At 38.8% G+C, this 14,280-nt stretch carries 14 protein-coding genes, 1 tRNA gene and 2 pseudogenes; 5 read left to right on the top strand and 12 right to left on the bottom strand.

Going from position 1 to position 14,280, the window contains the following annotated elements; genetic code table 11:
• Positions 1-153: 153 nt before the first annotated feature.
• From PR834_RS05960 to PR834_RS05935, 6 genes and pseudogenes are all read right to left on the bottom strand, one after another.
• Positions 154-939 (bottom strand): ATP-binding cassette domain-containing protein, encoded by a 786-nt coding sequence (locus PR834_RS05960; protein ID WP_004256080.1) that lies wholly within the window; start codon positions 937-939, stop codon positions 154-156.
• Positions 939-1,745 (bottom strand): ABC transporter permease, encoded by an 807-nt coding sequence (locus tag PR834_RS05955; protein ID WP_004256081.1) that lies wholly within the window; start codon positions 1,743-1,745, stop codon positions 939-941. Before PR834_RS05955 ends, PR834_RS05960 begins: the two co-directional genes overlap by 1 nt.
• Complete coding sequence (locus PR834_RS05950; RefSeq protein ID WP_196731700.1) at positions 1,742-2,710, bottom strand: ABC transporter permease; 969 nt, start codon at positions 2,708-2,710, stop codon at positions 1,742-1,744. Before PR834_RS05950 ends, PR834_RS05955 begins: the two co-directional genes overlap by 4 nt.
• Positions 2,710-4,299 (bottom strand): ABC transporter substrate-binding protein, encoded by a 1,590-nt coding sequence (locus tag PR834_RS05945; RefSeq protein ID WP_004256085.1) that lies wholly within the window; start codon positions 4,297-4,299, stop codon positions 2,710-2,712. The genes PR834_RS05950 and PR834_RS05945 overlap by 1 nt, the downstream gene beginning before the upstream one ends.
• Positions 4,300-4,402: 103 nt before the next feature.
• Positions 4,403-5,647: an ammonium transporter gene (locus tag PR834_RS05940; RefSeq protein WP_004256087.1), complete on the bottom strand. Its 1,245-nt coding sequence runs from the start codon at positions 5,645-5,647 to the stop codon at positions 4,403-4,405.
• Between the two features lie 966 nt (positions 5,648-6,613).
• Positions 6,614-6,805 (bottom strand): annotated as a pseudogene (locus PR834_RS05935) (IS3 family transposase); the annotation flags it as partial.
• Positions 6,806-7,550: 745 nt separating this feature from the next.
• Between PR834_RS05935 and PR834_RS05930 the strand changes: the two are divergent.
• Positions 7,551-8,198, top strand: coding sequence for a CPBP family intramembrane glutamic endopeptidase (locus tag PR834_RS05930; RefSeq protein WP_272525558.1), 648 nt, complete (start codon positions 7,551-7,553; stop codon positions 8,196-8,198).
• An 89-nt stretch (positions 8,199-8,287) separates the two neighbouring features.
• On the opposite strand, the gene PR834_RS05925 is transcribed toward PR834_RS05930, so the two are convergent.
• On the bottom strand, positions 8,288-8,752 hold the full coding sequence (locus tag PR834_RS05925) for a hypothetical protein (RefSeq protein ID WP_272536512.1): 465 nt from the start codon (positions 8,750-8,752) through the stop codon (positions 8,288-8,290).
• A 300-nt stretch (positions 8,753-9,052) separates the two neighbouring features.
• Between PR834_RS05925 and PR834_RS05920 the strand changes: the two genes are divergently transcribed.
• Positions 9,053-9,172, top strand: a complete 120-nt coding sequence (locus PR834_RS05920) for a DUF3944 domain-containing protein (RefSeq protein ID WP_377145485.1) — start codon at positions 9,053-9,055, stop codon at positions 9,170-9,172.
• 76 nt (positions 9,173-9,248) lie between these two features.
• Here PR834_RS05920 and PR834_RS05915 read toward each other — a convergent pair.
• Positions 9,249-9,425: pseudogene (locus PR834_RS05915) on the bottom strand (Arm DNA-binding domain-containing protein); the annotation flags it as partial.
• Between the two features lie 183 nt (positions 9,426-9,608).
• Positions 9,609-9,696 (bottom strand) — tRNA-Ser (locus PR834_RS05910).
• Positions 9,697-9,878: 182 nt separating this feature from the next.
• Between PR834_RS05910 and PR834_RS05905 the strand changes: the two genes are divergently transcribed.
• Positions 9,879-10,208, top strand: coding sequence for a TusE/DsrC/DsvC family sulfur relay protein (locus PR834_RS05905; protein WP_004256090.1), 330 nt, complete (start codon positions 9,879-9,881; stop codon positions 10,206-10,208).
• Between the two features lie 7 nt (positions 10,209-10,215).
• On the opposite strand, the gene PR834_RS05900 is transcribed toward PR834_RS05905, so the two are convergent.
• Positions 10,216-10,494, bottom strand: a complete 279-nt coding sequence (locus tag PR834_RS05900) for an acylphosphatase (RefSeq protein ID WP_004256093.1) — start codon at positions 10,492-10,494, stop codon at positions 10,216-10,218.
• Between the two features lie 220 nt (positions 10,495-10,714).
• Here PR834_RS05900 and hspQ point away from each other — a divergent pair, with 220 nt between their 5' ends.
• Complete coding sequence (hspQ, locus tag PR834_RS05895; protein WP_004256095.1) at positions 10,715-11,035, top strand: heat shock protein HspQ; 321 nt, start codon at positions 10,715-10,717, stop codon at positions 11,033-11,035.
• An 83-nt stretch (positions 11,036-11,118) separates the two neighbouring features.
• Here hspQ and PR834_RS05890 read toward each other — a convergent pair whose 3' ends face one another.
• Positions 11,119-11,532, bottom strand: coding sequence for a CoA-binding protein (locus tag PR834_RS05890; RefSeq protein WP_196724605.1), 414 nt, complete (start codon positions 11,530-11,532; stop codon positions 11,119-11,121).
• Between the two features lie 114 nt (positions 11,533-11,646).
• On the opposite strand from PR834_RS05890, the gene PR834_RS05885 reads away from it, so the two are divergent.
• Positions 11,647-12,105, top strand: coding sequence for a methylglyoxal synthase (locus PR834_RS05885; RefSeq protein WP_004256102.1), 459 nt, complete (start codon positions 11,647-11,649; stop codon positions 12,103-12,105).
• A 56-nt stretch (positions 12,106-12,161) separates the two neighbouring features.
• Here the strand turns inward: PR834_RS05885 and helD are convergent, their stop codons facing one another.
• Positions 12,162-14,213, bottom strand: a complete 2,052-nt coding sequence (helD, locus tag PR834_RS05880; protein ID WP_272525556.1) for a DNA helicase IV — start codon at positions 14,211-14,213, stop codon at positions 12,162-12,164.
• Between the last annotated feature and the right edge of the window lie 67 nt (positions 14,214-14,280).

Below are 14,280 nucleotides of genomic sequence, written 5' to 3'. Positions count from 1 at the left end.
TTTTCCGAGCTAATACTCGCTTTGTTTATAAAATATAAATTGAGTTAAACATCTAATAACGACAAATTAAATAAAACTCTAACCAATAAATATTCCAATTTAATTAATCAAAATAAGACTGGATATACATTGGCTATTCCTTATGTTTAATTTTTAAATAGTATTAGTCCAATTCATAAATTGTTGTTCAGGCAAAGAATTCCATAGAGATTGAAACCATTTCCCGCCTCCGCCTTGCTTTAATCTTTCACTACTGAGTACTTCTTCTAAAACACCATTACGTAATAACGCAATGCGATCAGCGAAACGAACAGCCATTGCAAGGTCGTGAGTAACCCACAAAACACCTTTACCATCAAAGCAAAGAGACTTGATATGTTGTAGAAGTTGCATCGCATGTTCATCGTCTAGCCAAGATGAAATTTCATCCGCAAGAATATATTCAGCTTGGGAAAGTGTCGCGCTACAAGCCAGAACTCGTTTTGCCATTCCCCCGGAAAGCTTATTGGGATAACTATGGATTAAATCTGCTTGTAAATTATATTGTTGTAAGTGCAACGCGACGTCGTGCATTTGAATATGCTGCCCACTTAAGACAGCGGCACGTTCAAGTTGAGGCCCTATCTTAATGAGAGGGTTTAATGCGCTAACTCCTTGAGGGATATAGCACAATGAATTGCCGCGATATTGCTGTTTTGACTTTTCTGTTAACTGACTTCCATTTAACACAATATCACCACGGCAACGCATATTTTCAGGTAACAAACCTAAACTGCTTTGCAGTAGTAAACTTTTCCCTTCCCCGCTTCCTCCTACCAATGCAACCATTTCACCTGGAGCCACATCCAATGAAATATCTTGTAAAAGCGGAGACCACTGTTTTTTGCCTAGCCAGCGAAATTTCGCTACATCAATCGTAAGGTTATCAAAACTTAGCATCAATCGCTCCTCAACCATAATTGTTGTACTGCTTTAGCAAATTGATCGAATAACAGCACTAAACCAACTAATGCAATGCCCGGAAACATGGCTAACCACCATGCTCCTGTGCTCAAGTAACGCAATGCATCGGAAAGCAAAATACCTAACGATGCTTCATGTGGAGACAAACCAAAACCCAAAAAACTCAGTGCTGCACTGTGTAATATCGCATGTGGGAACATCAATAATGTCCCCACCAACCATTGTGAAAGGATCATCGGTAAATAGTCATACCGGCATCGGTAGAGCGCACTATTTCCAATCCGTTTCGATAACATGATGTAATCTGTTTGCTGCACTCGGAGCAACTCGGAACGTAAGATCAACGTCAACTTTGGCCAATGTGTCAACGCAACCGCCCAAATTACACCCACTTTGCCACCACCTAATGTAAAGCAAATCAATATCAGCAATAACAAGTGAGGTAGTGCTAATAACGAATCAATACATCCACGTATAACATAATCCATTGTCTTACTAAATGAGGATAAACTTGCCATCACGAGTGCTATCGCTCCGCTCGATACGGCTGCTATGGTGCCAATTTGTAAGCTGGTCGCTATTCCTTGGAATACTCTGTCCCACAAGTCTCGACCTAAATTATCAGTACCAAATAAATGTATCCACGATGGCGCTTGTCGACGGTCGAGTAAATTCACTTCTACATCTGTTTGGGAAAGCCATGCTGCATATGCCCCTAAAGCGAATAAGCACAACAAGGATATAACTAACTTAATTAAAGCCTTATTTGGGTTATAAGTCATGGTTCTCGGAGTACCCCTTTATTCACGCTCTTGAGCATAATGTCAGAAATACTGTTACTAAAGAAAATCACTACCGCACATAACATCACAATCCCCATTAATAAAGGGATGTCACCTCGCAAACCCGCATCAATGGTTGCTTGTCCTAAGCCTGGGTAAGCAAACACCTTTTCTGCTAGCAATGCGCCACTGAGCAATTCTCCCATTGAGGCAAACTGTAAACATATTGCGGGTGTAACCGCATGTTTTACTACATGAAAGCTGACCATCGGCCACCCTTTATCCCCTTGTGCTTTCGCATAGTGGATAAACTCGCTGTTCATCACCTCAGCAACTTTCGAACGAGTATGCAGAGCTATATTACCAATGCCTAACATCCCTAAAGCCACTACAGGTAACACAAGATGATGCACTTTTTGTGACAATGTTGATGTTTGTTCATCTAAGCCTATCGGCCAAGCGCAACAAATTGGCGCCCACTGTAATGAAACAGCAAAAAGTGACAATAAAAGTAAGCCAACCCAAAAAACAGGAATTGAAGCCAATAAATAAGACAGTGTTGAAATGACTTTATCCGGCCATCTATTTAGGTAACGCCCGGCTACCAACCCCAAACAAAAACCCATCGCCCCAGAAAATAGCCATGCCGATAATAATAAAGCTAATGAAGGCGCTAACCTATCAGCAATCACCTGTGAAACAGGGGTGTTATAGAGCATGGAGTACCCCATATCACCTTGTAATAACTGAGAAAACCAATGCCAGAACTGCATCCATAATGGCTGGTCAAGCCCCCAACGAGCTGCAATCAATGGATATTGCTCGGGGGGAACATGCATTAAATCATTGCCAATGTAGGCTTTAATTGGGTCTATTGGTGAATAGCTTAGGAGAATAAAAACCCCAAATGCTGTCACTAATAATAAACAGACAAACCGCAATAAAAGCCCGATGGTTGTCCGCATTATTTACAAGTCCACGCCCAATCATCCACATTATTCAATACTGACCATGAACCATGAATTTCAGGTGCCCCCTTACCTAGCTCAACACAGTTATTCAATAAATAAAGATGTTGTACGTTCATTAACCAAGCCCAAGCGGCGTCACCTTGGATACCTGTTCCTGTTTTGCCATCCCAATCCACTTTTTGCCAAAATGGAATTGCCGCATCTTGGTCTGGCTGACGAAGTGCTTCTTCTATCACCTTATCGACTGCTGGATTTTTGTAGTAACCCGCGTTATAGAACCCCACACCAGCGGCTTTGCTGCTGTAGTTATGAACAAGCTCCATTGGGTCAAGACTCCCCCACCCAAATAATGTTGGGTTGGCATGCATGTACTTTTCCACGGTTTCCCAGCTGCCTGATTTTAAATCCATCTCAATACCAATTGGCTTTAAGCTAGCCCTTACGGCTTGAGCTAAATCACGACGAGTGCTATCCCCACTGGCGTACCAAAGCGTCAGTTTCGCCACTTTGCCATCTTTTTCTCTTAAGCCGTCTTTATTCAGCTTCCAGCCAGCATCTTCAAGTATAGTTTTCGCTTTTTCGACATCCCCATCTTTAAATGAAGATTGAGGGTTATTCCAAGGTAGGCCTTCAACGCCAGTATATGCAGGGATCGCAAAACCTTCTAATACCGCGTCTGCTAATAGCTTACGGTCAATGGCGTAGTTGATCGCTTTGCGAATAGCAACATCGGAAGTAATGTCGTTACCAATTGGGTCGCCTGACGCATTTTTCTCTCCCGCAGGTGGAATTGGGAAGGAAATCCCTCGGTTTTCAACACTGTGGCGCTCAATCAATCTCATGCTTTTCACATCTTTCGCATTACTCGCCACGGCAGCAGGAATACGAACAATATCTAATTCACCACTTTGAGCGGCAGCAAAAGCACCATCTTCATTCAAGAAAACAAAAACCATTTTATCGAAATCGTTTTTAGGCCCCGCATAAAATGGGTTTCTTTCAACAATTAATTGCTGACCTGGTTGGAAGTTCACTAAGCGATAGGGACCTGCTCCGATAGGATTATGGGCGTATTTTTTCGCATCATATTTATCCGCAGAAACAATCCCTAATGAACCTAATACGTTAATAAAGGTACTTTGCGGAGCAGATAAAGTCATTCTAACAGTAGATGGGTTGATTTCCTCTGCTTTAGCAAAGTTCCCCATATCGACTTTTCCACCACTTGCGGCGGCGTTGTTATAGGTAAAAACAACATCTTTTGCGGTTAATGGGGAGCCATCGGAAAATTTTAGTCCGTCTTTTAATTTTAACGTCCACTCTTTACCATCATCTGAATGCTCATATTTTTCAAGCATATAGCTATGCCAAGATAAATCAGCTTTTTGTTTTAATAATGGACTATGTAAAAGTAAATAGCTGCCGTGGCTCCAGCCTAACATCGGGTCAAACCCTTCAGTTGGCTCAGAACCAATCGCTAGACGCAAAGTTTGTGGTTGCTGTGTATCGGTCGCAGCATTTGCCCCCATCGATAGCCCCATAAAACAAATAGCCTGAATAGCTATTGCTATCTTCTTTTTCATATACCCATCCTAAATTACCAGCTGTATTTAGCAGCTATCCCAACCGGTAGTTCAAATAAACCCACCAATTAGGATAAACTGCAAGAAATAATATATTTGATAACTAATCTGCTTTTTCTCGATATGCGTCTTCATCAAATTCAACGGTATCTAAATTGTCACCAACAGCACTTTGGTCAACTCTGACTGGCGTAAATTTATTGATTATCCAAAGAATTAAGATTGTAAAGACAAAGGACCAAATACTGGTAAAGACAACGGCCACAGTTTGCTTCACAATTTGCATCCCGTTTCCTTCAATTAACCCTGCTGGCCCTTTCGCATTCCAAACCGTTGATGCAAATACACCGACTAAAATCGAGCCTGTAATACCACCAACACCATGCACACCGAATACATCTAATGCATCGTCTAAATGGCGTCGGACTAAGAAAACACAGGTATAACAGACGATACTGGCAATAACCCCGATAATTGCCGCAGAACCAATTGAAACATAACCTGAAGCAGGTGTAATAGTGGCTAAACCGGCTACTGCCCCTGTTAAAAAGCCGACAAGTTTAGGTTTGCCTGTATGCAAGCGTTCAATAATAAACCAAGTAATTGCCGCAAATGCAGCCGCAATATCGGTAGTAATAAACGCCGAAACGGTTACGGTGTTGACTTGCAGTTCAGACCCAGCGTTAAAACCATACCAACCAAACCACAATAAAGCCGCGCCAAGTGCAATATAAGGAATATTATGAGTACCATCTGACTTAACGACTCTTTTACCTACATATAACGCTGAAGCTATTGCAGCGAAACCGGCTGTTGCGTGAACGACAATACCACCCGCAAAATCAACAACTCCCCACTTAGCAAAAATGCCATCTGGGCTCCAAACCATATGAACGAACGGTGCATAGACAAATAATGTCCATAAGGTTAAAAAGATGAGATAAGCAGGGAAATTAACTCTATTTGCGAAAGCTCCTGTAATCAAGGCTGGGGTAATAATCGCAAACATCATTTGATATCCAAAATGAACCAGTATTGGTAAACCGCCATCATTACCGGTATACATCGTTTGAGGGCTTATGTTATTCAAGAATGCATAATAAAATGGGTCGCCGACAATCCCATTAATCGAGGGACCGAACGATAATGAATAACCAACCACGAACCAAATAATTGCCACCCACCCCATAGAAAAGAAACTCTGGGACATAATGGTAATAACACTTTTACGAGAGACTAATCCACCATAGAAAAAAGCAAGTCCAGGAGTCATTAGCATAACAAGACTTGTACAAAGCAGCATAAATGCTGTATTTGGGACATCCAATACTGCAAGTATATTATTCATTAATTAATACTCTCCAATGAATGTATTCATATTTAGAATATCGAAATAGGAAATGATTATTTCATATATATAGCAGTTTAATAATTGATTTATATATTTACAGTTCAATCACATAGTTATCTTTTTTCATAATATAACATTCAGTGAGATAATCAATAGAATTATTAACCAAAATAAAAATAATGGATTATTCATTTTAACGTTAAAAATTTAATATAAAATAGTCAATAATAAATAGTACTGGTAGATTAAATTTTAACACTGATGAAGTGTTAAAATTTAAATTAGCTCTTTAAGACTAAACGCCGCCGAGGTTCAGAGTGGCACATGGATAGAGATTTTGAGTTCGCTTATCAAACAAGCGCAACGCGGTGTTATTAAAGAAAAAATGATTAAAAAACTCACAATCACCACAGTTTGTCACTTTATGAGGATCTGCCGTCAAGCCTATTACAAACGACAAGATACATCTGATAAAAAGAGAAGTCAGATGATATTATTATCTATTCAGTGAAATCTGAGCACATTTTTCATGTCTCTATTAAGTGTTCGTAGTTGCACTTTATTTTCAAACAAAAACAATTAATTATTGGACGTGAACGATTATTTTCTTTATTTAAAAAACATCGATTATTGGTGCCAACTAAACGAAATTATCATCTAACAACATTAAATCATCATTGCTTTCATCAGCATCCAAATTTAATTAAGTCAGGATTTACTCCCACGCAACCAGTACAATCTTGTGTCGCTTATATTACCTATTTATAAACTCATGAAGGCAATACTGATTTAAGTTTAATTACAGATGCTTATTCATAAAAAATTTGGGTTATCATTTAGATGACAACATGAGAATGAAGACGGTGAAGAAATCGTTGCTCTATGCATTAAAAAACGACATTCAGAAATACCATTGTTCCATCATTATGATCGTTGAAATGATCAACAAATTCAGTAGAAGATCTAAGCGGCATCTTTGAATTCACAATATTTTTGATGTGGTGTTAAATAACCAATCTTTGAATGGCATCGATAATAATCGTAAAACTAAACGTAATTTTCAACCTCATCGATAACAGATTGATGATTCATAAACGATAAATGATTGAGTCTTTCTATCTTTAAACTCCTAAAAATTTTTTCCATCACCGCATTGATGTACCCCTATATGTACCACCTAAAGGGGATAGTTTTCAATAGACGTTAGTAGATATTGGGATAATGGGATTTAGTTGAAATACTTGACTGCTTGTTTTTATAGCTTCAGGGGGAGGAGAGAACCATACATATGACTTATCTAATTGATAATTAATGATTAATGATTAATGATTAATGATTAATGATTAATGATTATTTAAATTCTAACTTTCATTCTATACAAATTCCTATACAACCAAGATCATTGCTAGGCTGTTTTTGATACCTGCATTTTCTTGTTCTAATAAATTACAGTGATTGCATAAATATCATCAATTGGTAACTTTATTGCAGATAATGAAACGCCAACCAGAAATAACCCTACCCATGTTTTTCACGACTCCGTTTCAAACGGAAACGTAAAATCAACACTGGTGCGATTTCAAATGATGACTGTGTTTGATTTGCGCCTCTCAATACGAGGTGTACAAAATAGAATAGGTAAGCTGGTGGACTTATTCGAACGGCCCCGATAATTTCGGGTTAGTAATGATCATTATAGCCGACAATCAGATTCGGCTACCTGTATTTATGGAAAGAATAGTTTTTTATGGCAAATATTTGACTCAAGTAGTCGCCATGCATTTGAATTTCCATCTTCAAAATGATGCTGAACTAAACCAATATTTTTTGGTTTTTAGTTGTTAATACATTAAAATCAACGTTTATAAACAACAAAACAATGTGAATAATAATGATATCTATGGACAGAGTGCTACACAGTGTGGTTTGCGTCGGTTTTTTTGCAGGTTGGTACTTAATTCAATTTGCCCTACTGGCATTTCCTGGTATGACAAATAATGGCGAAGCCTTTGCTGCTTGGCCATTATTTGCAATTCTATTTGTCTTACCTTATGCCCTGTTCTCCCGTGCATTTTACCAGAAACGAACCGGACTAATGCCTTTCGGTACCGTACGATTTTCAGATCTTTGGATACCGACGATTGCAATGATCATATTATCTGTTGCAACCATGTTTTACGGAGAAGATGAGACATGGATACTTCAAATGTTCACCTTATCACCATTGCACCAATTTCTTATGGCCGTGTACATAGTGTTCGCTGCACCAATTATTGAAGAAATTATTTTCAGAGGTTTTTTACTGAATGCCGGAATGGGCTATGGTCCAAATGGTAAGCATGTCATTATTATTATCACCTCTTTACTGTTTGCAATGGCGCACTACCAATATAATTCACCCGTCACATTTATTATGCTTTTTGTAATGTCCACTATTTTTTGCCATGTCAGAATTCAGTCTAATTCGCTTCTAGCACCAATTGTTTTGCATATGATTTATAACGGTGTGCAAATGTTATTATTGTTTATTTGGATAAAATCTAACTAGCAATTTTATTAATTAAGAAAGATATCCCTTCCACCTTAAATTTGGTAAAATAAATATCCTCCGGCATAGCCGGAGGATATTTATTTTTATTACTTTGCTGATACTGACTGAAAATAATCTTTAACTCTAGAGGATTTAAAAAGAATATAAGTCAAGAAAATCATTATGATTGGTAATAATAATACACCTATAACACCGCCTATTTTCTCTGCCATGCTTGAAAACCCATTTCCTTCGAGTGCGTTATTAATCCCTTTAAATGCAGAAAAAATTGACATTAGCGTTATGATTGACCATAGAATTTTCAATAAAGCTGCTCCAATTTTTTTCTTCATTAAAACTAAAACCACAGTTAAAACTTCTACTGTCGGTAATACAAGTTGATACAATGTCAACCCAATAATTAAGAACGCCCCATCATAGCTACTCCAGACATCAACTGATGAACTTAATCTCAACATGCTAGAAACGTAAAAAAAAGCGCCAGTTATATGTATAAGCATGAAAAGGGAAAAAACAATTAATATAACCCATAGAGAAGCGGGCATTTTCATAACGACCTCCTGTGTCAAAGGTCGTTATGTTAATTTAACTTAAGTCAAGTGTCATTGTTTTGTTCAATGTCGCTTCTTGCGTATTTTTATGCCTATTGATACTCAACGATTTTTCAAATATATATCACTGACACGAAACCCAATAATTAAAATTAATATCAATCAGTTAAATTAAATCCATGACACCCCCTGTCATTTCCCTTCATTTTTCTCTCGAAAAAAAGCCAAATAGCCGGACATAACCTGCCTGGTGAGGTTGTTATCGTGGTGTTCTCTTTTTCAAGCTAGGGAATAACACTGATGGCAACTTACCGATTAGATACCGATTTAGCGTTTTTACGTGAATGCAGTAATGAAAAACTGGGCTTGCTTGTGTCTGTACTGACTCATGACAGTATTGATTCACCGTTCATTGTCTAATACACGCCACCAGAGCAGCGTCCCTCGCTGTTCGGGGCTTTTATGTCCTCACACAAGCTATTGTGAAACGGCGTTTAACGGTTGGATAAATTCCAATAGCTAAAAGTTTCTCTTTACCATCGATTCGGTATATTAACCGCCAATATTTTCCGTCATTAGTTTGAACCGATAGATACAGCCCACCACCATCAGATAGTTTTTAGTCTTTTTCTTTAGGCTTACTGGAATCAATTTGCTTAACGGTTAGCTTCATTTGGGGGTACTCAAATCATGGGGTATAAATGTACCCCATATGTACCACCTGAAGGGGGGTAGTTTTCAATAGACGATAGTAGACGTTGGAATAATGGGATTTAGTTGGAATGCTTGTTTGCTTGTTTGTTTGTATAACTTAAGGGGATTGGAAGACTTTAGAAAATGTTGCTAGAAGTGAAGATGGCGGAGGAGGAGAGATTCGAACTCTCGGATGGTTTCCCATCGGCGGTTTTCAAGACCGCTGCCTTCAGCCGCTCGGCCACCCCTCCGCAATGATGTGCACTATAAACATCCTCTCATTGGATGTAAACCCCTAATTTGATCATTCGCTTTAAAAATATACGCCTTTCATACTGTTGGGTGAAAATATCGACATTCTAACGACTTTACTTGGGTTATATCTCGATTTTTGCTAAATTTACGTTCTAATTTTATTTGGGTTGAAAAGAGTATGTTGGTTTTTAATAATCAAGAGATAGAAACAGACGCGCAAGGTTACCTGCTTGATAGCCAACAATGGAGCGAAGAATTAATTCCTTTGCTCGCGCAGCAAGAAGATATTGAAATTACCAATGAACACCTAGAGATTATCCGTTTCGTCAGGAACTTCTATTTGGAATTTAATACCTCACCTGCTATTCGCATGTTGGTTAAAGCAGTTTCTCAACAATTTGGCGAAGAAAAAGGCAATAGCCGCTATCTATACCGGCTATTTCCAAAAGGGCCAGCTAAGCAAGCCACTAAACTTGCTGGCCTGCCAAAACCGGTGAAATGTATTTAATTTTTCACTAATAGCGGACACTAAAGTCCGCTATTGGCTCGGTCTTCCAGTTTTCTGTGAAAAAATGGTCTACTTTTGCTCCCGGTGGTCCCCCAGCTTTTAGCCACTCATCAACAAATTCAATATCTTGCTCTGTTCCGTAAACGGCTAGCTTAACACTGCCATCATCTCGGTTACACACAAAACCTTTTATGCCGTTCTGATTAGCCCAATGATAGGTTTGGTAACGAAACCCAACCCCTTGAACACGACCATAAATATAAAAATATCGACCTGATGCAGTCATGTGAGCCTCCGTTGTCAGAGCATAATGTATTGATACCTTCTTTTTAACAGTTGTTTTTTATTCATTGAACAGATAATCTGCTAAATGAGGCACTGCTTTTCATAGTTGCGTATAAAGACAGTGTATTGCGTTATTAATAATTGTCCATATATTAGCTTGAAAACGCGTAGCACTGCCCATATATAGTTTGAAGTATAAGCAAGGCTTTTAGGAGGTCGCTATGATGATCACCAGTAAATATGGAATCGGGCAACAAGTTAGGCACAAACTTCTCGGCTACTTAGGCGTCGTTGTAGATGTTGACGCTGAGTATTCGCTCGAACAACCACATGATGATGATATTGCCGCTAACAGCACACTACGCGATCTACCTTGGTATCATGTTGTTATGGAAGATGACAATGGGGATGCAGTTCATACATATTTGGCTGAAGCTCAAATTACTTATGAAACCGTAGAAGACCATCCAGAACAACCATCAATGGATGAACTAGCGGAATCCATAAGGTCTCAGTTGCAAGCTCCTCGCCTTCGCAACTAACCTTCAAATATCTATATTGTTATTTATGAACGCAACCGTAAAGCAGCTCACTAGCTGCTTTACTTTTTAACGCTAGAAATACTTTATTTTTCAATACCTAAAGCGGGTATTTCTTGTTTCGGACATTTATCCATAACAAACTGCAAACCAGCCTGCAAAGCGATTTGCTGTGCTTCTTCGCTAATCACTCCTTTTTGTAACCACAAAACTTTAGCTTTAATTTCCACGGCTTCTCTGGCCACTCCTACCGCAGCTTCTGCATTACGAAACACATCGACCATATCAATAGGCCCAGGTATATCACTAAGCTTTTCGTATACTAGCTGCCCTAACAAGGTTTGACCTGCCAATTTAGGGCTCACAGGAATAACGGTATAGCCTTGATGTAAAAGATATTCCATGACTTCATAACTCGGCCTATTTGCCTTATCACTCGCTCCCACTAAAGCGATTGTCCGGACACGCTTTAAAATTTCAGCAATTTCTTGATCTCTCATCAAAATATCTCCCAAAACCTATAAACTATTCATTAGCATTATGATATATGTTGTATATCTTTGCTCATTCAATTTTTAAAGATGTCTATCTCGCATCTTATTTAAGGGAACATCATGGAATCAACTACCCGTAAAATTACAGCCTCAAAAAATATTGCTTTGGTTGCCCATGACCACTGTAAACCTTCATTATTATCTTGGACTAAGAAAAATAATGAACGGCTTCAAGCTCACAATTTATACGCAACAGGAACTACAGGCAATTTAATCCACCAGCACACTGGGTTGCCTGTTACGAGTATGCTAAGTGGCCCAATGGGGGGAGACCAACAAATAGGCTCAATGATTGCGGAGCAAAAAATTGACCTTTTAATTTTCTTCTGGGACCCTCTTAATGCTGTGCCTCATGACCCAGATGTTAAAGCACTACTACGTTTAGCCACCGTTTGGAATATTCCTGTCGCAACCAACTCTGCAACCGCAGATTTTTTAATCACCTCACCCTATTTTGATAATACGATAGACGTCGTTATTCCTGATTACGAAAGCTATTTAACCAAACGAACTAACTAATTCTATCTCTATTAAGCGCCAGAGTATTCTGGCACTTAATAGATCATAATATAGCTTTAAGGTTTCTTTTGTTTTGGAACGCCCAATTGCTTGAGTTCATCGACAAATTCTGACGGTTTTTCTGGGTGATAAAGCAACCAAACTTGCTGCTTAGCCCGTGTTAATGCGACATATAGCAAACGCCTTTCTTCTGCATGGTCAAAATCTTCGGGCTTAGGCAATAATGCTTGCTCAATAACTGATTCGCGCGCAGGCGCAGGGAAACCATCCTTTCCGCTATTCAGACCACAAATTATCACATGATCTGCTTGCTGCCCTTTTGAGGCATGAATAGTCATAAACTGAATATTTAATTTTGGCCAACGAGTTTTGGCTTTATCTAAAATATTAGGTTTTAAATAATGGTAGCGGGCTAGTACTAATATCGTTTCATCATCAAGGACATAACCACTCATTTTATCCAATAAGCGTTCCAAGGCATCTTCATAAAGAAGAATAACAGATTTTTTATTCCCTTTAGTTAAACTATTCAATGGCTTATCTAACTGCATAGGGTTTTGTAAAATAAACTGATTTGCAACCTCACCAATGCGTTGGTTAAAACGATAAGTCGTGTCTAAAGCGCAAAGTTCCCCAATACCAAAGTTATGTTCAAACGATGTCGTTAAGTCTAATTCTGCACCACTAAACCGGTAAATGGCTTGCCAATCATCTCCAACCGCAAATAATGTGGTTTGCTTATTCTGCTGACGTAGTGCTTGCAGTAACTTCGCCCTGAGAGGTGAAATATCTTGAAACTCATCAACTAAAATATGTTTCCATGGGCTAATAAAACGCCCTTTTTCTAAAATATTAATGGCTTGATGAATTAATCCAGAAAAATCAATTGCACCTTCATCTTTCAAAGTGCTTTTCCATACTTTCAATAGCGGCGCCATTAAACGAATACGTTTTTGAAAAAGATCTCTTATTTCTTCCGACGTATTATCAATCATGTCCTTCTGGCTACCGCCATGCATACGCATTAAGCTTAGCCAACGGTCTAAACGGGCAGTGACTTTAGTGCTAATTTTTTCGTCTTTCCAGAATTCACCGTCTGGAATTTCCCATTGCAACTCTTCAGAAAGCCATTCTCGCCATCCTTTTGCCTGCGCTTTCTTTGCTGAACATTGTTCTCGCCATTCGTTTAATAACAGTGTTTGTCGTTTTTGAGTGTCTGTTTCTAACTCGCTAATCACTGGCGATTTTTTGCTACCTTCACGAATAATATGTAGAGCAAGCGCATGGAAGGTTTTAGCTTCAATATCTTGTTGTAAACGTGAATGAATACGCCCATTCATTTCATCTGCAGCTTTACGGCCAAAAGCCAACAAAAGAATTTGTTCTGGTTTTGCCAAACCTCGCAAGATTAGCCAACCCGCTCTTGCAACTAGGACTGATGTTTTACCACTTCCAGCCCCCGCCAGTACTAATACATTATCCTCACCATTAATCACAGATAAGGACTGTGAATAATTGAGTGGTGATGTTTCTACTTGCTGGAAAAAATCGTGATAACGAACTAATACAGACTCACACCAGTGATCGTTAATTTGTTTTCGGCATTCTTGACCGCTATTCAGCCAATTCAGACATTCGTGATATTGTGCTGCACAATTTTCATATAATGAAATGCGCGCCAAAGGCATAGGCAGAGACGAAAAGTTTTGTGATATTTTATCTTTTATTTCAGATAGATGACGTAATGTTAGCCACCTGTCTTGTTGTGTCAATTGTTCAATCGAATTAACTAATTCAGTCAATACACTAGCACTGACTTGACTCATTTCAGTGCTCCATTGTTGCCATTTTTCATTCAAATAATGGTAAAAGCGCTGAGTTTGCTTCCATTCAGTACCATGTAAACGAACAACTTGTTCATTCACAATTTCAAATTCTAACTCCCCCCAAACAATCCCTCTCTTACAACGAAGATCGATAAGTTCATTAAATGGGATAAGATATTGGTGGTTTTCACCACTCACTTCAATACCTGCGTTGAGTAAGCGAACCCGATTGTAGGGATGCTGAGCCAGACGCTGTCCAATCTGTGTTGATTTCAGTTCCATACGTCCTGCACCTGAGAAAATCAATGACAAAATACGGTTGGCTTGATTCCAAACGGTTTTTTATTCC

The sequence above is a fragment of the Providencia sp. PROV182 genome, assembly GCF_028480325.1.
GTDB classification, from domain to species: domain Bacteria; phylum Pseudomonadota; class Gammaproteobacteria; order Enterobacterales; family Enterobacteriaceae; genus Providencia; species Providencia hangzhouensis.
This window is presented reverse-complemented; position numbering and strand designations above follow the sequence as displayed.

Coding starts and splice junctions, on each gene's coding strand:
- hspQ (WP_004256095.1), top strand. CDS start 10,715: ATGATGATCACCAGTAAATATGGAATCGGGCAACAAGTTAGGCACAAA.
- PR834_RS05960 (WP_004256080.1), bottom strand. CDS start 939: ATGCTAAGTTTTGATAACCTTACGATTGATGTAGCGAAATTTCGCTGG.
- PR834_RS05920 (WP_377145485.1), top strand. CDS start 9,053: ATGGCAACTTACCGATTAGATACCGATTTAGCGTTTTTACGTGAATGC.
- PR834_RS05900 (WP_004256093.1), bottom strand. CDS start 10,494: ATGACTGCATCAGGTCGATATTTTTATATTTATGGTCGTGTTCAAGGG.
- helD (WP_272525556.1), bottom strand. CDS start 14,213: ATGGAACTGAAATCAACACAGATTGGACAGCGTCTGGCTCAGCATCCC.
- PR834_RS05955 (WP_004256081.1), bottom strand. CDS start 1,745: ATGACTTATAACCCAAATAAGGCTTTAATTAAGTTAGTTATATCCTTG.
- PR834_RS05940 (WP_004256087.1), bottom strand. CDS start 5,647: ATGAATAATATACTTGCAGTATTGGATGTCCCAAATACAGCATTTATG.
- PR834_RS05950 (WP_196731700.1), bottom strand. CDS start 2,710: ATGCGGACAACCATCGGGCTTTTATTGCGGTTTGTCTGTTTATTATTA.
- PR834_RS05945 (WP_004256085.1), bottom strand. CDS start 4,299: ATGAAAAAGAAGATAGCAATAGCTATTCAGGCTATTTGTTTTATGGGG.
- PR834_RS05890 (WP_196724605.1), bottom strand. CDS start 11,532: ATGAGAGATCAAGAAATTGCTGAAATTTTAAAGCGTGTCCGGACAATC.
- PR834_RS05885 (WP_004256102.1), top strand. CDS start 11,647: ATGGAATCAACTACCCGTAAAATTACAGCCTCAAAAAATATTGCTTTG.
- PR834_RS05930 (WP_272525558.1), top strand. CDS start 7,551: ATGGACAGAGTGCTACACAGTGTGGTTTGCGTCGGTTTTTTTGCAGGT.
- PR834_RS05905 (WP_004256090.1), top strand. CDS start 9,879: ATGTTGGTTTTTAATAATCAAGAGATAGAAACAGACGCGCAAGGTTAC.
- PR834_RS05925 (WP_272536512.1), bottom strand. CDS start 8,752: ATGAAAATGCCCGCTTCTCTATGGGTTATATTAATTGTTTTTTCCCTT.